Origin of the sequence: Corynebacterium sp. HMSC05H05, assembly GCF_001807265.1 — a bacterium.
Lineage (GTDB): Bacteria > Actinomycetota > Actinomycetes > Mycobacteriales > Mycobacteriaceae > Corynebacterium.
The window spans coordinates 21,574-41,500 of record NZ_KV788422.1; the positions used below are offsets into that span (position 1 = coordinate 21,574).

Sequence of the window (19,927 nt, forward strand, 5' to 3'; positions counted from 1 at the left end):
CCGCCCGAGGATGCTTACTTCTAAACGCTTACTTATCGAGATACCAAGGGCAGTTCGGGGCGCCGCACTCGATGGATAAGCATCCTGGAGTAAGCATCTACGTCGAGTAAGCATCCTGGAGTAAGCATCTACGCCGGAACGACCCCACCATCCCGGGCTGGTAGCGTGAGCGCCATGTCAGACGCACCGCTGCAGCCTTTGCCCACCTCGGTGGAGACGATGCACAAGGTCTCCCCGAAGCTGATGTGGCCGAAGCTGGTCAGCAACGCCATTTGGATGTTCTTCGTCTGCGGCGGGCTCTACCTCTGCTACCGCGAGTGGGGCTGGGGTTTTCTCATCCCGCTGGGGCTGTTCGCCGTCTTTTTCATCTGGCGGTTCTTCCTCATCCCGTTCCAGGTGCGCAACATGGGCTGGCTGGAAACGGACAATGAGCTGGTCTTGAGCAAGGGCAAGATGTTCCACACCATCACGGTGATCCCGTACGGGCGCATCCAGTTCGTGGATGTGGAGTCCGGCCCGATCTCCCGCTCCCTCGGTCTGAAGGAGCTGAAGGTGCACACGGCGTCGAGCTCGTCGGATTCAGATCTTCCGGGCCTGCTCGCCGAGGACGCCGACGCGCTGCGCGACCGTCTCGCCGTCAAAGCCCGCGAGCGGATGAGCGGCCTGTGAGCACCCAGCAAAACCTCCACACCACGCCCGGCATGGAGGGCTACCGACGCATCCACCGCCTCACCCCGCTGCTGCGCGTGTGGGCGTTCGTGCTGGCCCTAGCCACGATCGCGTTGTTCAACTTCACCATGCCCATCTACCACTGGGCGCAGCGCGAAAACGTCGGCGCGCGCGAGATCGCGTGGGCGGCGGCGGGTGCCGTCGCGGCACTCGCGGTGATTTTCGCGGTCTCCCAGATCTGGTGGCGCCGCAGCGGCTTCAAAATCGGCGAGGAGGAGGTGGAGGTGCGCCGCGGCGTGCTGACCAACCAGGTCCGCGCCGCGCGCTACGACCGCATCCAGGCCGTCGACGTCATCGAATCCTTCGCGCCGCGCATCTTCGGCCTCGCGTCGGTGCGCATCGAGGCCGCCGGCAACGCGCAATCCGCCATCGACATCACCTACCTGCCGCGCGATGAAGCGGAGGAGGTGCGCGCGCAACTGCTCCGCCGCATCGGGGGGCCGCAGAAGCAGGTGCCTATCGACGCCTCCGGCCCGAACCTCGTCCCCCCAATCCCGATCCGCAGGTCGCTCATCGGCACCGCGTTCCAAATGTCCACGCTGTTCACCATTATTTGGGCACTGGTTCCGATCTGGACGGACCTGACCGCCGCCGCGATCATCCCGGTGCTGGTGGGTTTCCTGCCGCGGATCTGGCGCACCATCGACCAGTCCTGGCGGTTCACCTGCGTCAAGGAGGGGGAGATGTTCCACCTCACGTACGGGCTGGCTAACCGCCGTCGCCAGGCGGTGCCACGCTCGCGCATCCACGCGGTGCAGCTGCGCCAGCCGATGTTCTGGCGGCTTTTCGGCTGGTGGACCGTCTCCGTTGTGGTGGCGGGCTACGGCTCGGAGCGCAACAAGCAGTCCGGCACCTCGAAACTTCTGCCGGTGGGCACGTGGGAGCAGGCGAAGGCGATGGTGGATGCCATCGGGCCAATGACTGGCAGCGACCTGACGGACCTCGCCGCCACCGACTATCGCTCGCCGCGCAGCGCACGGTGGGTCTCGCCGATCGATTGGAAACGCCAGACTGTCACCATCCGCTACGGCGCCGTCGCGGCGACCGCCGGGCGGCTGGGGCGCTGGTACCAGATGGTAGAAACGCCCCACATCCAGGAGCTGGCGTTCGAGCAGGGCCCGCTGCAGCGCGCCCTCGGCTTGGCCAACGTCGACCTCGACATGGTGCCCGGCCCGTTCAGTGTCTCCTTGCGCGATGTGGGGGAGGCGCAGGCACGTGAAATCGTCGATAAGCTGCGGGCCCGCAAGCTCCCACCGATGCAGGTGACGGACCCCTTGTCAGATACCGCCGACGAAGCCGAGCTGGCGCCACGCCTCGTAGACGGCGACTGACGCGGAGTTGGTCAGGTTCATGCTTCGCCGCGCCGGCAGCATCGGGATGCGCACTTCCCGGGTGATCCGCGGGTGGGTGAGGTGCTCGTCGGGGATGCCGTTGGCCTCGTTGCCGAACAGCAGCGCGTCGCCGTCGCGGTAGGACACCTCGTGGTAGTGGTGCTCGGTGTGCGCGGTGAACGCGAAGATGCGGGAATCCGGGATGGAGTCGAAGCAGGCGTCGATGTCCGGGTGAATGATCACATCCGCCAGGTCGTGGTAGTCCAGGCCGGCGCGTTTTAAGTGCTTGTCGTCGAAGTTGAAGCCGAGCGGCTCGACGAAGTGCAGCTGCGCCCCGGTGTTGGCGGCGAGGCGGATGGCGGCGCCGGCGTTGCCGCCGATGGCCGGGTTGTCGTAGATCAGGTGGAGCACGCCTGACAGTCTAGGATTGGGGCCGTGACTGCGATCAAACTGGACGGAAAACTCTACCGCGAGGAGATTTTCGCGGATTTGAAGGAGCGCGTGGCTCGTCTCAAAGCTGAGCACGGCGTCACCCCAGGCCTGGCCACGGTGCTGGTGGGGGAGGACCCGGCGAGCCAGAACTACGTGCGCATGAAGCACAAGGACTGCGAGGAGCTGGGGATCGCGTCCATCATGAAGGAGCTGCCGGGCGACTGCACTCAGGAGGAGCTGGAGACGCTTATCGACGAGCTGAACCACGACCCGGCCGTCACCGGCTACATTGTCCAACTGCCGTTGCCGAAGCACCTGGACGAAAACCGCATCCTGGAGCTGATCGATCCGGCGAAGGATGCCGACGGGCTGCACCCGGTGAACCTGGGCAAGCTCGTGCTCAACGAGCCCGCGCCGCTGCCGTGCACCCCGAACGGCTCCATCAAACTGCTGGAGCGCTTCGGCGTGGATCTGAACGGTGCGATCGTGTGCGTGATCGGCCGCGGCGTGACGGTGGGCCGCCCGATTTCGCTGATGCTCACCGCCCGCGACGTCAACGCCACCACCGTGCTGTGCCACACCGGCACCAAGGACCTGGCCGCGGAGACGCGCCGCGCGGATGTGATCATCGCCGCCGCCGGCAAGCCGCACATGATCACCGCGGACATGATCAAGGAAGGCGCCGCGCTTCTCGACGTCGGCGTGTCCCGCGTCGACGGCAAAACCGTCGGCGACCTGCACCCGGACGTGTGGGAGAAGGCCGGCTGGGTCTCCCCGAACCCGGGCGGCGTGGGCCCGATGACGCGCACGTTCTTGGTGCGCAACATCGTGGAAAACGCCGAACGCCAGGCCGGCATCGGCCAGGACGCCAGCTAGGGCGTGAGCCGGTTTGGCAAGTAGCAAGATCCAGCTGCCTGGGACGGAGCTTCCGGACGGGCTGACGCTGGACAACCCCCACGACCGCGGCGCCGCCGCCTCCCCGCTGCCCGTTATGGTGCAGCGGGCGATGGCCGCGCTGTTCGTGGTGGGGTTCGTGCTCTCGGGCCTCTACGCGGCCACGGAGCACTGGCGCCGCGCCACGTTCACCCTTGGCGCGGCCATGCTGTGGCTCACCGTGATGCGTCTGACCTGCGATTCCAGGGTGATTGGCCTGGTGGCGGTGCGCTCGAAGCGTTTTGACGCGCTGTTTACCACCGCCCTTGGCGCGGCCATGCTGTGGCTGTCCTGGTCGGTGGACTCATTAGGGTCGTAGCTCACCGACGCAGGACCACCAAACTTTCACCAGGTGTTCACTTTGGCGTCGGCTAGACGTCTGCAGGCGGCAACCTTGCGTCCCTAATGTGCCACGGGTGAATTTTCGTAACAGTGCTCAGGTCTCCTTACAGGGAGTCCGGCGTGAGTTTGCGGACGGCACTGGGCTCCACGAGACGTCCCTGGACATCGCGAAAGGCGAGTTCGTCTCCATCCTCGGCCCCTCCGGCTGCGGCAAGTCCACGCTGCTGCGCTGCATCGCCGGGCTTGAAACTCCCGATGCGGGCGTGATCGAGTTCGCCGGCCGCGAGGTGTTCGGCCCGAACACCAATGTGCCGGTGAACAAGCGCAACCTGTCCATGGTGTTCCAGGACCTCGCGCTGTGGCCACACATGACCGTGGCAAAAAACGTCGAGTTCCCGTTGACCACTGGCAAGCAGAAGGTGTCCAAGACGGAGCGCGAGGAGCGTGTGGCCCGCGCGATGGACATGGTGGGCATCGGTGCGAAGGCCGAGCAGCGCCCGAACGAGCTCTCCGGCGGCCAGCAGCAGCGCGTCGCCATTGCGCGTGCGCTCGTCTCCGACCCGGAGCTTTTGCTTATGGACGAGCCCCTGTCCGCCCTCGACGCAGCCCTGCGCACCCAGATCCGCTCCGAGCTGACCCGCCTGGCATACGAGCTGAACCTCACCGTCATTTACGTTACGCACGACCAGTCGGAGGCGCTGGCCATGTCCGACCGCGTGGCGGTGATGAACGCCGGCAACGTCGCGCAGTTCGCGGACCCGGTGGAGCTGTACGACCACCCGGCGGACGACTTCGTCGCCGGCTTCGTCGGCGTGACCAACACCCACGAGACCTTGCCGTCGAACCGGCCGGAGGACCTCGAGGTCACCCCGCTGCATGGAAAGCGACCGGATGTGCTTCCGGCGAACTCCATCGTCGGCGAGGTGGTGGAAAGCCAGTACACCGGCGGGCGCTACGAAATCCGCAGTGTCGTGCCGGGTGCGCCGGAGCCGTGGCTGGCCTACACCAGGCACCGCCTGGGCCGCGGCGACGACGTGCTGCTCACGCTCACCCCGCGTTCCTAATCCCGTTTCCCCTTTTACAGGAGATTTCCCAACATGAAGAAGTTCATCGCCGCCCTTGCGGGCGCATCCGCCGCGTTCGGCCTGGTGGCCTGCGGCTCCGTCGAGTCCAGCGACAACGCCGAGTCCACCGGCGCGAACAACGAGACCGTCGCCGCCGACGAGTGGAAGGCCCCGGAGGGCCTGTCCGGCTCCATCGACTACTACTCCGCAAACCCGCAGGGCCTGACCGACGCGCTCGTCGAGGCCTTCCAGGACCGCACCGGCGTGACCGTCAACGTGTTCGCCGGCACCACCGGCGAGGTCACCGCCAAGATCAAGGCCGAGGAAGCGAACCCGCAGGCGGACGTGGTCTACCTGGCGTCCTGGAACGCCGCGAACAAGCAGGCTCAGACCGGTGCCCTGGAGTCCTACAAGCCGGAGAACATCGAGGACGCCAACGCCGATTGGAACGCAGACGACGACACCTTCCACGGCCGCGACGGCTCCGCGCTGGCCCTGGTGGCCAACACCGATGTTGTCTCCGACATCCCCTCCGACTGGGAGGACTTGGCAGACCCGAAGTACGCCGATCAGGTGATCATGCCGGATCCGCGCGAGTCCGGCACCGCCGCCGACCTGCTCACCGCCATGATCTCCGAGTGGGGCGAAGACAAGACCTGGGAGCTGTTTGACAAGCTTTTCGACAACGGCATGATCGTCCAGGGCGCCAACGGCCCGGCGCTTGACCAGGTCACCTCCGGCTCCAAGGGCATCGTCTTCGGCGGCGTGGACTACTCCGCCTACTCCGCCAAGGGCAAGGGCGAGCCGCTGGAGGTTGTCATCCCGTCCTCCGGCACCACCGTGACCCCGCGCCCGGTGATGATCATGCAGTCCTCCGACAACATGGACGCCGCGAAGGCCTTCGTGGACTTCATGTTCTCCGAGGAGGCGCAGCAGATCTCCGCGTCCAAGAACATGATCCCGTCCAACAAGAACGTGGACCCGAAGAACGGCCCGAAGCTGGCGGACATCAACCAGATCTCCGACGACTGGACCGCCATCTCCAAGGACTCCAAGAACGTCCGCGAGCAGTTCGCTGACCGTTACCTGAAGTAAAAGGCAGCAATGACGGCGAAGACGAAAACCAACCCCGGGGTCTACCCGGTCCTGATCATCCTCCTGGTCCTGGTCGCGGCACCGCTGGTGTCCGTCCTGGTCACGGCAGTGACCGGATACCGCGGCGAAGACTCTGCCCTGCAGAGCCTGCTGCGCCCGGAGATGCTGCGGGTGATCCGCAACACGGTCTGGCTTTCCGTCCTCGTCGTCTTTTTCGCCACCCTTTTCGCGGCACCGCTGGCATTCTTCCGCGCCTGGACGCCCATGCGGCGCGCCGGGTGGGTGGAAGTGCTGGTCATGGTGCCGTTTATGACCCCGCCGTTCGCCGCGGCAATGGCGTGGATGGACTTCACCCGCCTGCGCGGCGTGGCGGACATGCTTTTGGGGCCCACGCTTGGCGACGCCGTCCGGTCCGCCATCAACTCAGTGTGGGGCATGGGCTTCATCATGGCCGCCGAGCTGTTCCCGTTCCTCTACCTGATCCTGCGCAACGCGTTCGCGTCGATCCCGGCCTCGCAGCTGGAGATGGCGCAGGTGGCGGGGGCGAGCCGGTGGCAGCAGTTCAGCCGCGTGGTCGTGCCCGCGGTGGTCGGGCCGTACTCGCTCGGCGCGCTGATCGTCTTCATCAAGGCCGCCGGCGAGTTCGGCACCCCGGTCACCCTCGGCAACGCGATCGGCTACGAGGTGCTCGTCTCCTCGATCTACCAGGACGTGACCATCGACCCGTTGAACTTCTCCAAGGCGGCGGCGTCGTCGAGCGTGCTATTCACCCTCGGCGTGATGGCGTGGGCGATCCAGCAGTGGGCGGGCAGGGGAGTGCTCGCCACGGGTGGCAGGGTTTCTCGCGCGGTCAACCTTCGGCCGTCGAGAAGCATGATGGCTCTTGCCTGGGTGTACACCGCGGTGGTGTTCACGCTGAGCGTGTTCATCCCGTACATCTCCATCATTCTGGCGGCGATGACCATCCTGCGCTCCAAGCCGCCGACACTGGACAACCTCACGTTCGACTACTTCCACATCGTGCTGACCATGCCGTCCGGGCAGGAGGCGTTGACCCGCTCCATCTTGCTCGGTGCCATCGGCGCTACCACCGCGGTGATCCTTGCGCTGGCCGTGACGGTGTTCACGATGCGCAGCCGCCGCTGGCCCGCGCGCGTCTCCGACTTTTTGGCCGTGGCGCCGGACACCGTGCCCGGCATCGTGCTGGCGATCGGCTTCATCCTGCTGTGGAACTCGCCGAAGCTGCCGTTTACCCCGTATGGATCGCAGTTGATCCTGGTCATGGCGTTTACGGTGCTGTTCGTGCCGATGGCGGTGCAGAACATCAAAACCTCCGCGGCCGCCATGTCGCCGACGTTGTCGGAGGCCTCTGCCGTCGCCGGCGCGACATCCTGGCAGACCTTCACCCGCGTCACCCTGCCCATGCTCGCCCCCGGCATCTTCGCCGGCTGGCTGCTCGCGTTCTTCGTGGGCATCCGCGAGCTGGTCATGTCCTCGCTGATCCGGCCGACGCGCATCAACCTGCTCGCGCCGTGGATTATGAACCAGTTCGAGCAGGGGCACCGCGCCGAAGCCATGGCCATGACGCTGATCGGCGTGGGCACCTCCACCGTCGTGCTGGTGCTGATCCGGTGGTGGCAGGGCAGAAGTAGCGCACACGTTCGGTAACCCGACGCTGCGTGTCGGCGGGCTTCGTAGGGTTGAAGCTGTCGTTTCCCCAGGAGGTCCCGCATGACAGATTCCCGCCCGAGTTACTTCGCGCTCACCACCGACGTCCCCGGCGCCGAGGTTGAGGTGACCGTGATGGTGCAGTCGCTTTTTTACGACGCCCCGTCGCCGCAGCAGGTTGAATTCGCCCGAGAGCTGTCGGCGACGCTGACAGCAGTCGCGTCCGAGCACACGCCGGTGGAGCCGTGGCGCAACGAGTCCTTGGACGCCTACCTCGTGCTGGCCAACACCCACCAGCTGCTTGACCTCGCGCGCAATTCTGTGGACGCCACCCCGTCGCAGGCGCGTCGCTACTTCGCGGAGGCCGCAGACAACCTCAAGGTGCTCAAGGAATGGGACCCGCGCTTTACCAACGCCTACTACCAGGCCAGGAAGTGCGAACAGGCAGCCGGCAACTTCATCATGGATGAGCTCGAGGAGTTTCACGATTGCTTAGAGACGTGTCTGCCAGCGCGACTGCTAAGCACCAGCCACACAGAGCGAGTCGTGGTTGTAGACGATTTGCAGACGCCGGAAAGCTTCGCCGCCACGCTCACCCCGGACCACGAGGCCGTGAGCGTGAACATGCTGGACGCCGACGAGGTGGATAGCTATACCGCCGTGGGCCGCACCGTCTACCCGGTGCCGATGTACCCGGACGGGACCATCATGTCGCGGCTTGCCACGTCCGTTTACGTCGACGGCATGCGTTTGACCTACATCGTCGACACGGAAGATGAGGCGTTCCCGCTGCTGAAGAAACTTGGCGAGGCCGCCGAGGAGTTTTGCGCAGTCACCTGCGGCTACACCCCGGTGGAGTACTACACCGAACTCGCCTGCGCGAAGCAACTGGACAATCTGGCCTACTCCCCGCGCTTTGCCGAGGACGGGGTATATCGCCGCAACCTGCTGGAGATGTACGCGTACTCGCTGTCCGTGCTGAACAAATTCGATGCCATGTTTGAAGTGCCCCGGGACCTGGCCCGCAGCGCAGCCGACCTCAACGAGGAGATGCGCAGCGACGCGGCGGTTGAGCTGACCCGCACGATTGGGCACTGGCTACCGCGCGACATTGCGGACGTCATTCCCCGCGGCTGGACCGACGCGAGCAACGACGAATTCGCGATGGAACTTGAGGACGGGCTGAACATGCTGCCGGGGCGCCGCTTCATCGTGGTGCTGGACCACCAGTCACCCGAAGAGTACGAGCAGACGCGCCTGCCGAACCGGGAGAAGCTGTACCCGATGGTGTACGGGGAAGTCGCGGACGTGGACATCTTCGACCTGCGCCACAACCAGATTTTCCTGGGCGACGTGTAGCCCACGGACTCCGCATTGCGGACAACTCCGGCACCACCAATAATTGGTTTGCACCAAGATTTTGTAGAAGTCGGCGTGTCGGCCGGTTTGGGCCCGCAAACTCCCAGGTCGGAACTTTGAGTGGACGAGTTTTTCAAAACTGCGGCCGGGCCCGCGGCTATCCTTTTCCCATGCCCAACCACGCAGCCGCCCCCATCCTCGTTGTCGCCGACATCCACTTGGGCCGCAAGCAGCACGGCGACAAGAAGACCGGCCCCGGCATCGACTGGGCTCTGGACACCTTGCAACGCGGCGCGGAGGCAGGCGCACGGCACCTGGTCATGCTGGGCGACGTCATCGACCGCAAGCGGTTCACCGAAGCGACATACGGCGAGGTCACCCGGTTTTTCGCCCGCGGGCTCGAGCTGTTCGACACCGTTGTGTTCATCGCGGGCAACCACGATGTGCACCACGATCTCACGGCAGTGATTCCGGAGGGCGTGATCGTCGCAAAGCAAGAGCCCCAGACCATCCGCACGGGCGGGTGGGCGCTGCATACCGCCGCGGTGGAGGTGGACCGGGACCCGCGTGAGCTCGTCGCAAAGTTCCCGGCGCCGGTCAAAGAAGCGCCGAACCTGGGGCTGTTGCACACCTCCGTGACCGGCGAGTTCTCCAACAACCCGTGCCTGCCGTGCACCCAAGAAGAGCTCGCCGCGTTGGGGTACGGTGCGTGGCTGCTCGGGCATGTGCACCAACGCATCACGCTTGCCGACGCCCCGTTTGCCGGCTGGGTCGGCATGGGCCGGGCCTACCTCGCCGCCGCGGATGGCACCTTGGTGCAGGTCATAGACCTCTAGATGTCGTAGGCGCCGCGCTCCGCGGCAACTTCGCGCGCGGACGGCGTTTCGTGCGTCAGCGAGATGAAATTGCGTAGGATCCGGTCCATTTGGCGGGCCTCCACAAGGAACGCGTCGTGGCCGACCGGCGAGGACAGCTTCGCCATGGCGAGCAGGTTGCCCAGGTTGCGCGAGAGGTGTTCCTGCTGGTGGTAGGGGTACAAGATGTCGGTGTCCACGCCCACGATCATGGTCGGCACCGTGGACGAGGCCAGCGCTTTGTTCAGCCCGCCGCGGTCGCGTCCCACGTCGTGGCGGTTGAGCGCTTCGGTGAGGGTGACGTAGCTGGCGGCGTCGAAACGCTCGGTGAGCTTTCTGCCCTGATGCTCCAGGTAGGACTGCACGGCGAAGCGCTCGCCGTCGGCACGGTAAGGCCCGAGCGGGTTCTCGTCCGCCTGGGCGGCGGTGCCGAAGCGTTCGTCGATTTCCAGCTCGCCGCGGTAGGTCAGGTGCGCGATGCGGCGCGCGGCGGCCAGGCCGGCGTCTGGGGCGCAATTGGTGCCGTGGTAGTCGCCGCCGTGCCAGTCCGGGTCGTGCGTGATCGAGGTGATCTGCGCGGACTGGATGCCAATCTGCCAGGCGCTTGCCCGGGCGGACACTGCGAGCACCAGCGCGTAGCCCACGGCCTCGGGGTAGAGCAGGGTCCATTCCAGGGTGCGCGCGCCGCCCATGGAGCCGCCGATGATCGCGTGGACACGGCCGATGCCCAGGGCTTCCAGGAACGCGCGCTCGGCGTGGACCATGTCGCGCATGTTGATCGCCGGGAAGCGCGATCCCCACACGCCGCCGTCCGGGTGCTCGCTGGCCGGCCCAGTGGAGCCGTAGCAGGACCCCAGAGCGTTGGTGCAGATCACGCACCATTCGTCGGTGTCCAGCGCCTTGCCGGGGCCGATGGCCTCGCACCACCAGTCGGCGGCATCCGAGTCGCCGGTTAAGGCATGCTCCACCAGCAGGATGTTGTTCTTGCCGCCCAGGTCGCCGCGGGGGACGCCCCACCGTCGATAGGCAATGTGCGCATCCTGGATCACCGCGCCTGCCTCGGTGTGGACGTCGCCGATGGCGACGGTGCCCAGCTCGCCTTCCGCAGCCAGCATTTACACCGCCGCGAAGCCGCGCTCGAGGTCCGCGATGATGTCCTCGACGTCCTCGATGCCCACGGACAGGCGCACCGTGGCCTGGGTGATGCCGGCGCGCGCGAGGCCCTCGGCGTCGGATTGCGAGTGCGTCGTGGACGCCGGGTGGACCACAAGCGAGCGCACGTCGCCGATGTTGGCCAGGTTGGAGTGCAGCTTCAGCGCGTCGATGAACTTCCAGGCCGCGGTCTTGTCGTCCTGATCACCCGCGATGTCGAAGGACAGCACCGAACCGGTGTACTTCAGCCCCAGCTTCTCCTGCGTGGCCTTGTACGGCGAGCCCTCCAGGCCCGCGTAGTTCACCTTGGCCACCTTGTCGTGGGCGGCGAGGAACTCGGCGACCTTCTTCGCGTTCGCATTATGCTTTTCGACGCGCAACGCCAACGTATCGATCCCCTGCAGCGCCACCCAGGCATTGAACGGGGAAATGGCTGCGCCCGTGTCGCGCAGCAGGCCGGCGCGGGCGCGCAGCGCGAAGGCGGGCGCGCCGAGGTCCGCGTACTTCAGTCCGTGGTACGCCGGGTCCGGGGTGGTGAACAGCGGGAAGACTGATTCTCCGTCGCGCTCGACGGTCCAGTCGAACGAGCCGCCGTCCACGATCGCGCCGCCGATGGCCGCGCCGTTGCCGGTGTAGAACTTCGTGGTGGAAAGGACCACGATGTCCGCGCCGAGCTCCAGCGGGCGGACCAGGGCAGCGGTGGCCATGGTGTTGTCCACGATCAGCGGGACCTGGTTGTTGTGGGCCACCTCGGCGATCGCCGGGATGTCCAGCACGTCCGCGATCGGGTTGCCGAAGGTCTCGCCGTAGAACGCCTTCGTGTTCGACTGGACGGCGGCCTGCCAGCTTTCCGGATCGTCCGGGTTCTCCACGAAGGTGAAGTCGATGCCCAGCTTCGGCAGCGTGTGCTGGAACAACGTCTCCGTGCCGCCGTAGAGGCGCGGAGAGGTGACCACGTGGTCACCCGCCTGGGCGAGGGTGAGGATCGCGGCGGTCTCCGCGGCCATGCCGGAGGCGAACGCGGTGGCGGCCACGCCGCCCTCGAGCGAGGCGAGGCGGTCTTCGAGCGCGGACTGCGTCGGGTTGGTCAGGCGAGTGTAAATCGGGCCCGCGTCCGAGAGATTGAAGCGGCTCTCCGCGTGCTGCGCGTCGTCGAAGACGTAGCTGGTGGTCATGTAGATCGGCTGGTTGCGCGCGCCGTAATCCTGGTCCACCTGCTGGCCGGCGTGGATGGAGCGGGTGCCGAACGACCATTCGCTGGCGTTCGAGTTGTCGTACTTCTGCTTCGGGTTCGTCATGGCAAGCAATGTAGTCCGCTTTGTCTACCGTTGTGTACCAAGCGGTCTATATGGGGTGTGGGCTGTGGGTTTAGCTGAATATAAATCTGTGAGGGAACCGCAGCGGGCTTCCGTGCGTCTAAGACGCATGGGGATGGACCGAGAAGACACGCATGAACTGGGGCGTTGGGAAGAACGGAAAGGGGAGTTGAGGGCGGAGCTCGTCGATAAGCGAAGGCTCACGCACGACACCTTCCCGGACGGGGAGTTTGTGGAGCTGGAACCGGCCGTGTGGTTTCCCGCCGCAACGTGGGGCGAGCTGAAGTACCACGAACGGCAGTGGCTGCGCGTGGAGGCCGCCGCGATGGTGAGCAACGCCGCCGTGCTGGTGGGGCGCTCGGCGGCGCGGAAGCTGGGGATGTGGGTGATTTCACGCGGGGAGGAACCGGTGGAGGTGGCGCTACCGTCGCGGAGCGTGTCGCAGAGCCGGGCGCAACGTGGGCGCTACGCGTTCCGGTTTTCCAAGCTTCGGCGCGACGAGCAGCTGGTCTACGAGGGGCACTGTCTTTCTACGCCGATCCGCACGTTCATCGACATCGCCCGCTACCACGGGTTCATCGAAGGGCTCATCGCCGCCGACTACCTCCTGCGTCGCGGCATTGAACGGGACGCGATTGAAAAAGAGATCCGGAAAATGGGGCGGGCCAAGGGGATCGGTGTGGCCCGGAGGTGTCTGGAGCACGCGATCCCGAACTCCGATTCAGCGTACGAGTCCCTGGCCCGGGGCTTGTTGATCGAGTCCGGGATCGGGCCGGTGGTCGCCCAAGCCCAGATCGAGCGCTACTTCGCCGACCTTTTGGTCCAAGGATGGCTGATCATCGAAATCGACGGCGAGATCAAATACGAGCGCGACGACGCCGGCGAGGTGTGGAAGAAGGAATTCAGCCGCCAGAAACGGATCGGCAACAAGGGGTACGTGATCCTGAGGTTCGAGCCCAAGCTCCTGCGGGAACAACCCCACGTGTTCATCGCGGAAGTGCGGGCTGCGTTGGCCGGCACCGAGGTGCTGGCGGCGCGGATGGGCTAGATGCTTACTCCCAAACGCTTACTTCTCGACGAACCCCCGGCTGGTTCTTGCTCGATACTCGAGAAGTAAGCATCCTCGGGTAAGCATCCTCGGCGAGTCGGATGGACCAAGCCTGTCGGGTGTAAAAGAAGGTACGCTGCGGGGAGCACTCGAACCGGAAAGGACTGACGTTGAACCGCACCACGATCGCGAGCGTGATTGCACTCGTGCTTCTTATCGCACTCATTGCGGCTGGGCTTGTGTTGGGCAAGAGCTACTTCAATGCGAAGGAATTGCAATCGCTCCTTGAAGGTGCTGCAGACCAGGGAATCGGCTACGAAGTTCAGATCCACAATCCCTGGACCGGGGATTACTCTTTCCGCCCCGAGGCGGGATAGCCGCGCGGATGGGCTAGATGCTTACTCCAGGATGCTTACCTGTTGCTAGATGCTTACTCCCAAACGCTTACTTCTCGACGAACCTCCGGTTGGTTCCTGCGCGTTACTCGAGAAGTAAGCATCCTCGGGTAAGCATCTAGCCGGGGTAAGCATCCTCGGGTAAGCATCCTGGGGCAACAAAAACGGCCGGCACAGGGCGCGAAACCCTGGCCGGCCGTTTTTAGATGAGCGAGCTACTTCTCCAGTGCGTCGATGATCTTGTTGAAGGTTGCGGACGGGCGCATGACCGCGGAGGTCTTCTCCTCGTCCGGCCAGTAGTAGCCGCCGAGGTCGGCGGCGTTGCCCTGGGCGTCGAGAAGCTCGCGATCGATGGTCTCGGCGTTGTCGCGCAGATCCTTCGCGATCGGGCCGAAGACCTCGGCCAGCTCGGTGTCGTCGGTCTGGGCTGCCAGTGCCTCTGCCCAGTACAGGGAGAGCCAGAAGTGAGAGCCGCGGTCGTCGATCTCGCCCACCTTGCGGGACGGGGACTTGCCTTCGTCGAGAAGCTTCTCGGTGGCCTGGTCCAGTGCGGCCGCGAGGACGCCTGCCTTGTCGTTGCCGTTCGTGTTCTTCTCGTGGCGGAAGGACTCGGCCAGTGCGAGGTACTCGCCCAGGGAATCCCAACGCAAGTGGTTTTCCGCCTCGACCTGCTGGACGTGCTTCGGGGCGGAGCCGCCGGCACCGGTCTCGAACAGGCCGCCGCCAGCCATCAGCGGGACGACGGAGAGCATCTTCGCGGAGGTGCCCAGCTCAAGGATCGGGAACAGGTCCGTGTTGTAGTCGCGCAGCACGTTGCCGGTCACGGAGATGGTGTCCTCGCCGCGGCGGATGCGCTCCACCGAGGTCTTGGTGGCCTCGACCGGGGAAGCGATGGAGATGTCCAGGCCCTCGGTGTCGTGGTCGGCCAGGTACTTCTTCACCAGCTCGATGAGGTTGCGGTCGTGTGCGCGCTCCTCATCCAGCCAGAAGATGGTCTTCATGCCGGACAGGCGTGCGCGGTTGACGGCCAGCTTGACCCAGTCCTGGATCGGGGCGTCCTTGGTCTGGCATGCGCGCCAGATGTCGCCAGCCTCGACGTCGTGCTCGATCAGCACGTCGCCGGCAGCGTTGACAACCTGGACCTTGCCGTCGGCCGGGATCTTGAAGGTCTTGTCGTGGGAGCCGTACTCCTCCGCCTTCTTCGCCATGAGGCCGACGTTCGGGACGGTGCCCATCGTGGTCGGGTCGTAGGCGCCGTTTGCGCGGCAGTCGTCGATAACCGTCTGGTACACACCGGCGTAGGAGGAATCCGGGATGACGGCCAGGGTGTCCTGCTCCTGGTCGTCGGCGTTCCACATGTGGCCGGAGGTGCGGATCATCGCCGGCATGGAGGCGTCGATGATCACGTCCGACGGCACGTGCAGGTTGGTGATGCCCTTGGCGGAGTTCACCTGTGCCAGCGCCGGGCCGTCCTGCAGGGCCTTGTCGAAGGCTGCGCGGATCTCCTCGCCGTTCTCCAGCTCGGACAGGCCCTCGTAGATTGCGCCGAGGCCGTTCTCGCCGTCCAGGCCCGCTGCGAGCAGCTGCTCGCCGTACTTGTCGTAGACGTCCTTGAAGAAGGCGCGCACGACGTGGCCGAAGATGATCGGGTCGGAGACCTTCATCATGGTGGCCTTCAGGTGCGCGGAGAAGAGCACGCCCTCGTCCTTGGCGCGCTTCACGGCGTCCAGCAGGAAGGCGTCGAGAGCCTTAGCGGACATGTAGGTGCCGTCGATGACCTCGCCCTTCTCAACCTTGAGGCCGTCCTTCAGCACCTCTTCGCCGCCGTCGGCCTTGACCAGCTTGATGGTCAAGGTGTCCTCGGATGGCATGATGACGGACTTCTCGTTGTGGCGGAAGTCGCCGGCGTCCATGGTGGCGACGTTGGTCTTGGAGTCGGAGGACCACTCGCCCATGGAGTGCGGGTGCTTCTTGGTGAAGTTCTTCACGGCCTCCGGGGCGCGGCGGTCGGAGTTGCCCTCGCGCAGCACTGGGTTCACAGCGGAGCCCTTGACTGCGTCGTACTTGTCCTGCGCGTCCTCGTAATCCGGGATGTCGAAGCCGGCGGCCTGCAGCTCGGCGATGGCCTTCTTCAGCTGCACCAGGGAAGCGGAGATGTTCGGCAGCTTGATGATGTTGGCTTCCGGCGTCTTGGCCAGCTCGCCGAGCTGCGCCAGCGCGTCGTCGACCTTCTTGTCGCCGAGGCGGTCCGGGAACTGCGCGAGGATGCGGCCGGCCAGCGAGATGTCGGCGGTGTCCACGTCGATGCCGGCGCGCGAGGCGAATGCCTCCACGATGGGCTTGAGGGAGTACGTCGCCAAAAGCGGCGCTTCGTCGGTGCGGGTCCAAATGATCTTCGCCATAATGCTCCTTAGCTATAAGGTGTCTGACTTCAGCCAACCAGACTACTAGGGTCATCACACATGAGTCTCACAATTGCGTCGGTCAACGTCAACGGCATCCGCGCCGCCACCAAAATTCGCAACGAAAACAACCCGGGCATGCTGGCCTGGCTCGATGAAACCCCGGCGGATGTGGTGCTTATGCAGGAAGTTCGCGCCACCGCGGACCAGGCGCGCGCGGCGTTGGCACCCGCGCTGGAAAAGGGGTGGCACCTCGCCGTCGCCCCCGCGGAGACCCCCGGTGCGAAGGGGCGCGCGGGTGTGGGCATCCTGTCTCGCACTCCGCTTAACGACGTCACCTTCGGCATCCCCAGTTTCGAAGATGCGGGACGTTTCATCGCTGCCACACTTTCCGACGGCACCCGCGTCGGCTCGTTGTACCTGCCGTCGGGTTCCGCCGACACCCCGAAGCAGGACGAGAAGTACCGCTTCCTCGACGAGTTCGAGCCGCTGCTTGAGCAGTGGGCGGGGGAGTATCCGGACATGGTCATCGGCGGCGATTGGAACATCTGCCACCGCCGCGAGGACTTGAAGAATTGGAAGACCAACCGGAAGAAGTCGGGCTTTTTGCCGCACGAGCGCGCGTTCATGGACGCGGTGTTCGGCTGCTTCCCGGACGAGGAGGCCCAGGACTTAGACGTCAAGGCAGATGCTGTGTGGGCGGGGGCTGTGGAGTACGTGTCCGAGGGGCGTCGAGAAGCAAATTGCTCCCCGAAGTGGTTCGACGTGGCACGCAGGCTGCACCCGGACGACGCACCGTACACCTGGTGGACGTTCCGCGGACAGGCCTTCAACAACGACGCGGGGTGGCGCATCGACGTGCAGGCGGCCACCGCGAACATGCTCGAGCGCGCCGAGCGGACCTGGGTGGACAAGGCGCCGACGGTGGAGCAGCGGTGGTCCGACCACTCGCCACTTTTGGTTGAATACCGCTAAACGCTGAACACCGTTCAAGGGCGGGCTACACTGATTCCTACTTGTGACGTGAACCACCAAGAACGGAGTGCAGCGTAATGACTGACATCCTTGACATCGCACGCGAAAAGGCCCTGGAAAACGGCGAGGGCCTGAACAAGGAGGAGCTCGTCCAGATCCTCAACATCGAAGACGAGCGCCTGCCCGAACTGCTCGACCTGGCGCACCAGGTGCGCATCAAGCACTGCGGCGTGGACGTCTCGTTGGAGGGCATCATTTCGCTCAAGACGGGCGGCTGCCCCGAGGACTGCCACTTCTGCTCCCAGTCCGGCCTGTTCGAATCCCCGGTGCGCGCCGTGACCCTGGACATCAACGAGCTGGTCGAAGCCGCCAAGCAGTCCGAGAAGATGGGCGCGAGCGAGTTCTGCATCGTCGCCGCCGTGAAGGGGCCAACCCAGCAGCTGCTCGACCAGGTCGCCGAGGCCGTCACCGCCATCCAGGACGAGGTGGACATCTCGATTTCCGCCTCCCTTGGCATCCTCACCCGCGACCAGGCCCGCCAGCTGGCCAAGATGGGCGTGTCGCGCTACAACCACAACTTCGAAACCGCGGAGTCCTTCTTCCCCAACGTGGTGACCACCCACACCTGGCAGGAGCGCAAGGACACCCTGGAAAACGTGCTGGCAGAGGGCATGGAAACCTGCTGCGGCGGCATCATCGGCCTGGGCGAGACCATTGAGCAGCGCGCCGAGTTCGCCACCCAGCTCGCGGAGATCCAGCCGCACGAGGTTCCGATGAACTTCCTCGACCCGCGCCCCGGCACCCCGTTCGCGGACCGTCCGCTGGTCCCGCAGGGCGAGGCGCTGCGCGCCGTCGCCGCGTTCCGCCTGGCCATGCCGTCCACCCAGTTGCGCTTCGCGGGCGGCACCGAGCTCGCGCTTGGCGACGACGGCACCGAAGCCGGCCTCATGGGCGGCGCCAACGCGATTATCGGCGGCAACTACCTGACCACCTTCGGCCGCCCGATGGAGAAGGACCGCGACGCCGTGGACCGCGTGATGGAGGGCGCGACCCCGGGCGTGAACCTGGGCATTACCCCGGTGGGCGAGAAGGTCAACTCCGGCCACGGCGTGCTCTACGACACCATCAAGTCGCTGTAAGTTCCGCTAGGTTTTTCGCGCATGAAGATCCCTGACAACACTGATCTCGCCGACGCCGTTTTGTCCGGCGAGATCGCCTGGCCGCTCGACCCGGCCCGCCCCTACGATGCACCGCGCATCTGCCCGCTGTGTGGCCGCCGCATGGTGGTGAAAATTTCGCCGATGGCGTGGGAGGCGGCCTGCTCCCGCCACGGCCTGCTGCGCTCCGAGTGGGTGGAGCGGTAAGGGACGGCGCCGGGCTGGGCCTGGTCGCGGGCCCGGCTTCGGCCGCAGCTCTGAGCCAGATGCTTACCCCAGGATGCTTACTCGGCCTAGATGCTTACCCCAGGATGCTTACTTCTCGAGTGTGGTCGGCCGGTGGGGAGCGCGCTACTCGACAAGTAAGCATCCTGGGGTAAGCATCCTCGGACTGGGGGCGGGGAATGTGCCGCGGAATGGGCGTGGATTGGCCCCGGATTCGGGCGAGCTAGGCCGTGCCCGGTCTAGCTCGCCGACGAGGCGTCCGAGATTTCGAGCAGCGCCTCGCCCTTCTTCGCGTTCGCGCCCTGTTGGACGCAGACCCTGCGCACCACGCCGTCGCGATGGGCCTTCACCGGGTTTTCCATCTTCATCGCCTCCAGCACGACAACGACGTCGCCGGCAGAGACCCGGTCGCCCTCGCCCACGTTGAGCTTGACCACGGTGCCCTGCATCGGGGCGGCCAGCGCGTCGCCGGACGCGCCGCCCTTGGCGCCGCCGGAGCCTGCGCGTGCGCGGCGCTTGCGTTCGCGCCGACGCTGCGCCACCGCGCCGAGGAGCAGCGGCTCCGGCAAGGTGATGTCGATGGAGCGGCCGTTGACGCTCACGGACACGGTCCGGGTGCGCCGGCCTGAATCGGGTTCGGTGTCCTCGGCGGAGTTGCCGTCGTAAGGCGAGATGTCCGGGTCCCACTCCTCCTCGATCCAGCGCGTGTACACCGAGTAGTTGCCGTCCGGGGCGGCAAACGCCGGGTCTGCGAGCGTGCGCTGGTGGAACGGGATGACGGTGGGCACCCCTTCGACCTGGAACTCGGCGAGCGCCCGTCGAGCTCGGGCGATGGCCTGCTCGCGCGTCTCGCCGCGCACGATCAGTTTGGCCAGCATGGAGTCGAACTGCCCGCCGATTTCGGCGCCTTCGCGGATACCCGAATCCACGCGCACACCAGGGCCCGCGGGCTCGGCGTAGCGCGTCACGCTGCCGGGTGCGGGCATGAAGTTCGCACCCGCGTCCTCGGCGTTGATGCGGAACTCGATGGCGTGGCCCGTCGGGGCAATATCGCCAGCGAATCGTAGGGGTTCGCCTGCAGCGATGCGGAACTGTTCCAGCACCAGATCCACCCCGGTAGTTTCCTCCGTGGTGGGGTGTTCCACCTGCAGGCGGGTGTTGACCTCCAGAAACGAGATCAGCCCGTCGGCGCCCACCAGGTACTCCACGGTGCCGGCGCCTTGGTAGCCGGCCTCGCGGCAAATAGCTTTGGCGCTGTCGTGGATGCGATGGCGTTGCTCGTCGGTGAGAAACGGGGCGGGGGCTTCCTCAACGAGTTTTTGGAAGCGGCGCTGCAACGAGCAGTCGCGAGTGCCAGCAACGACGACGTTGCCATGCTGGTCCGCCAGCACCTGGGCCTCCACGTGGCGGGCGCGGTCCAGGTAGCGCTCCACGAAGCACTCGCCGCGGC

At 65.6% G+C, this 19,927-nt stretch carries 19 protein-coding genes; 14 read left to right on the forward strand and 5 right to left on the reverse strand.

Annotated features, from left to right (window positions below; translation table 11 throughout):
• The first annotated feature begins 174 nt into the window (after positions 1 to 174).
• Both HMPREF3151_RS10975 and HMPREF3151_RS10980 read left to right on the forward strand, forming a co-directional pair.
• Positions 175 to 669, forward strand: coding sequence for a PH domain-containing protein (locus HMPREF3151_RS10975; protein WP_246815270.1), 495 nt, complete (start codon positions 175 to 177; stop codon positions 667 to 669).
• Positions 666 to 2,060, forward strand: coding sequence for a PH domain-containing protein (locus HMPREF3151_RS10980; RefSeq protein ID WP_246815271.1), 1,395 nt, complete (start codon positions 666 to 668; stop codon positions 2,058 to 2,060). Before HMPREF3151_RS10975 ends, HMPREF3151_RS10980 begins: the two co-directional genes overlap by 4 nt.
• On the opposite strand, the gene HMPREF3151_RS10985 is transcribed toward HMPREF3151_RS10980, so the two are convergent.
• A complete protein-coding gene (locus HMPREF3151_RS10985) occupies positions 2,007 to 2,480 on the reverse strand; it encodes a tRNA (cytidine(34)-2'-O)-methyltransferase (RefSeq protein WP_083290335.1) in 474 nt (157 codons plus the stop codon). The genes HMPREF3151_RS10980 and HMPREF3151_RS10985 overlap by 54 nt on opposite strands.
• Before the next feature lie 15 nt (positions 2,481 to 2,495).
• Here HMPREF3151_RS10985 and HMPREF3151_RS10990 point away from each other — a divergent pair, with 15 nt between their 5' ends.
• The 7 genes from HMPREF3151_RS10990 (at position 2,496) to HMPREF3151_RS11020 (ending at position 9,789) form a co-directional block, all read left to right on the forward strand.
• Entirely contained in the window at positions 2,496 to 3,368 is an 873-nt protein-coding gene (locus HMPREF3151_RS10990; protein WP_070475962.1) for a bifunctional methylenetetrahydrofolate dehydrogenase/methenyltetrahydrofolate cyclohydrolase, read from the forward strand.
• Between the two features lie 115 nt (positions 3,369 to 3,483).
• Positions 3,484 to 3,744 (forward strand): DUF3017 domain-containing protein, encoded by a 261-nt coding sequence (locus tag HMPREF3151_RS10995; RefSeq protein WP_141741415.1) that lies wholly within the window; start codon positions 3,484 to 3,486, stop codon positions 3,742 to 3,744.
• 97 nt (positions 3,745 to 3,841) lie between these two features.
• Positions 3,842 to 4,831 carry an ABC transporter ATP-binding protein gene (locus HMPREF3151_RS11000; RefSeq protein WP_070475964.1) on the forward strand — a complete coding sequence of 330 codons (990 nt, stop codon included), beginning with the start codon at positions 3,842 to 3,844 and terminating at the stop codon, positions 4,829 to 4,831.
• Between the two features lie 33 nt (positions 4,832 to 4,864).
• The gene (locus tag HMPREF3151_RS11005) at positions 4,865 to 5,926 is read left to right on the forward strand and encodes an ABC transporter substrate-binding protein (RefSeq protein ID WP_070475967.1); all 1,062 of its coding nucleotides are present in this window, start codon (positions 4,865 to 4,867) and stop codon (positions 5,924 to 5,926) included.
• Positions 5,927 to 5,935: 9 nt separating this feature from the next.
• Positions 5,936 to 7,594 (forward strand): ABC transporter permease, encoded by a 1,659-nt coding sequence (locus HMPREF3151_RS11010; RefSeq protein WP_070475970.1) that lies wholly within the window; start codon positions 5,936 to 5,938, stop codon positions 7,592 to 7,594.
• Positions 7,595 to 7,657: 63 nt separating this feature from the next.
• Entirely contained in the window at positions 7,658 to 8,953 is a 1,296-nt protein-coding gene (locus tag HMPREF3151_RS11015) for a hypothetical protein (RefSeq protein WP_070475973.1), read from the forward strand.
• Between the two features lie 170 nt (positions 8,954 to 9,123).
• Entirely contained in the window at positions 9,124 to 9,789 is a 666-nt protein-coding gene (locus tag HMPREF3151_RS11020; protein ID WP_070475976.1) for a metallophosphoesterase family protein, read from the forward strand.
• Here the strand turns inward: HMPREF3151_RS11020 and HMPREF3151_RS12130 are convergent.
• Positions 9,786 to 10,922, reverse strand: a complete 1,137-nt coding sequence (locus HMPREF3151_RS12130; RefSeq protein ID WP_070475978.1) for a homoserine O-acetyltransferase MetX — start codon at positions 10,920 to 10,922, stop codon at positions 9,786 to 9,788. The genes HMPREF3151_RS11020 and HMPREF3151_RS12130 overlap by 4 nt on opposite strands.
• Entirely contained in the window at positions 10,923 to 12,257 is a 1,335-nt protein-coding gene (locus HMPREF3151_RS12135) for an O-acetylhomoserine/O-acetylserine sulfhydrylase (protein ID WP_070475981.1), read from the reverse strand. It lies immediately after the preceding gene.
• Positions 12,258 to 12,444: 187 nt separating this feature from the next.
• Here HMPREF3151_RS12135 and HMPREF3151_RS11035 point away from each other — a divergent pair, with 187 nt between their 5' ends.
• Together HMPREF3151_RS11035 and HMPREF3151_RS11040 are read left to right on the forward strand one after the other, a co-directional pair.
• Positions 12,445 to 13,323, forward strand: coding sequence for a DUF559 domain-containing protein (locus HMPREF3151_RS11035; protein ID WP_168160632.1), 879 nt, complete (start codon positions 12,445 to 12,447; stop codon positions 13,321 to 13,323).
• Between the two features lie 170 nt (positions 13,324 to 13,493).
• Positions 13,494 to 13,700 (forward strand): hypothetical protein, encoded by a 207-nt coding sequence (locus HMPREF3151_RS11040; protein ID WP_070475987.1) that lies wholly within the window; start codon positions 13,494 to 13,496, stop codon positions 13,698 to 13,700.
• Between the two features lie 233 nt (positions 13,701 to 13,933).
• On the opposite strand, the gene HMPREF3151_RS11045 is transcribed toward HMPREF3151_RS11040, so the two are convergent.
• The gene (locus tag HMPREF3151_RS11045) at positions 13,934 to 16,120 is read right to left on the reverse strand and encodes an NADP-dependent isocitrate dehydrogenase (protein WP_070475989.1); all 2,187 of its coding nucleotides are present in this window, start codon (positions 16,118 to 16,120) and stop codon (positions 13,934 to 13,936) included.
• Positions 16,121 to 16,180: 60 nt separating this feature from the next.
• On the opposite strand from HMPREF3151_RS11045, the gene HMPREF3151_RS11050 reads away from it, so the two are divergent.
• The 3 genes from HMPREF3151_RS11050 (at position 16,181) to HMPREF3151_RS11060 (ending at position 18,459) form a co-directional block, all read left to right on the forward strand.
• A complete protein-coding gene (locus HMPREF3151_RS11050; RefSeq protein WP_070475991.1) occupies positions 16,181 to 17,095 on the forward strand; it encodes an exodeoxyribonuclease III in 915 nt (304 codons plus the stop codon).
• A 77-nt stretch (positions 17,096 to 17,172) separates the two neighbouring features.
• Complete coding sequence (gene bioB, locus HMPREF3151_RS11055) at positions 17,173 to 18,234, forward strand: biotin synthase BioB (protein WP_070475994.1); 1,062 nt, start codon at positions 17,173 to 17,175, stop codon at positions 18,232 to 18,234.
• A 21-nt stretch (positions 18,235 to 18,255) separates the two neighbouring features.
• Positions 18,256 to 18,459 (forward strand): biotin synthase auxiliary protein BsaP, encoded by a 204-nt coding sequence (locus tag HMPREF3151_RS11060; protein ID WP_070475997.1) that lies wholly within the window; start codon positions 18,256 to 18,258, stop codon positions 18,457 to 18,459.
• 257 nt (positions 18,460 to 18,716) lie between these two features.
• Here HMPREF3151_RS11060 and HMPREF3151_RS11065 read toward each other — a convergent pair.
• Positions 18,717 to 19,927, reverse strand: a 1,211-nt coding sequence (locus HMPREF3151_RS11065; RefSeq protein WP_246815272.1) for an ATP-binding protein, incomplete at its 5' end; no start/stop codon positions are given.

Coding starts and splice junctions, on each gene's coding strand:
- HMPREF3151_RS10975 (WP_246815270.1), top strand. CDS start 175: ATGTCAGACGCACCGCTGCAGCCTTTGCCCACCTCGGTGGAGACGATG.
- HMPREF3151_RS10995 (WP_141741415.1), top strand. CDS start 3,484: ATGGTGCAGCGGGCGATGGCCGCGCTGTTCGTGGTGGGGTTCGTGCTC.
- HMPREF3151_RS11005 (WP_070475967.1), top strand. CDS start 4,865: ATGAAGAAGTTCATCGCCGCCCTTGCGGGCGCATCCGCCGCGTTCGGC.
- HMPREF3151_RS11010 (WP_070475970.1), top strand. CDS start 5,936: ATGACGGCGAAGACGAAAACCAACCCCGGGGTCTACCCGGTCCTGATC.
- HMPREF3151_RS11015 (WP_070475973.1), top strand. CDS start 7,658: ATGACAGATTCCCGCCCGAGTTACTTCGCGCTCACCACCGACGTCCCC.
- HMPREF3151_RS11020 (WP_070475976.1), top strand. CDS start 9,124: ATGCCCAACCACGCAGCCGCCCCCATCCTCGTTGTCGCCGACATCCAC.
- HMPREF3151_RS12130 (WP_070475978.1), bottom strand. CDS start 10,922: ATGCTGGCTGCGGAAGGCGAGCTGGGCACCGTCGCCATCGGCGACGTC.
- HMPREF3151_RS12135 (WP_070475981.1), bottom strand. CDS start 12,257: ATGACGAACCCGAAGCAGAAGTACGACAACTCGAACGCCAGCGAATGG.
- HMPREF3151_RS11045 (WP_070475989.1), bottom strand. CDS start 16,120: ATGGCGAAGATCATTTGGACCCGCACCGACGAAGCGCCGCTTTTGGCG.
- HMPREF3151_RS11050 (WP_070475991.1), top strand. CDS start 16,181: ATGAGTCTCACAATTGCGTCGGTCAACGTCAACGGCATCCGCGCCGCC.
- bioB (WP_070475994.1), top strand. CDS start 17,173: ATGACTGACATCCTTGACATCGCACGCGAAAAGGCCCTGGAAAACGGC.
- HMPREF3151_RS11060 (WP_070475997.1), top strand. CDS start 18,256: ATGAAGATCCCTGACAACACTGATCTCGCCGACGCCGTTTTGTCCGGC.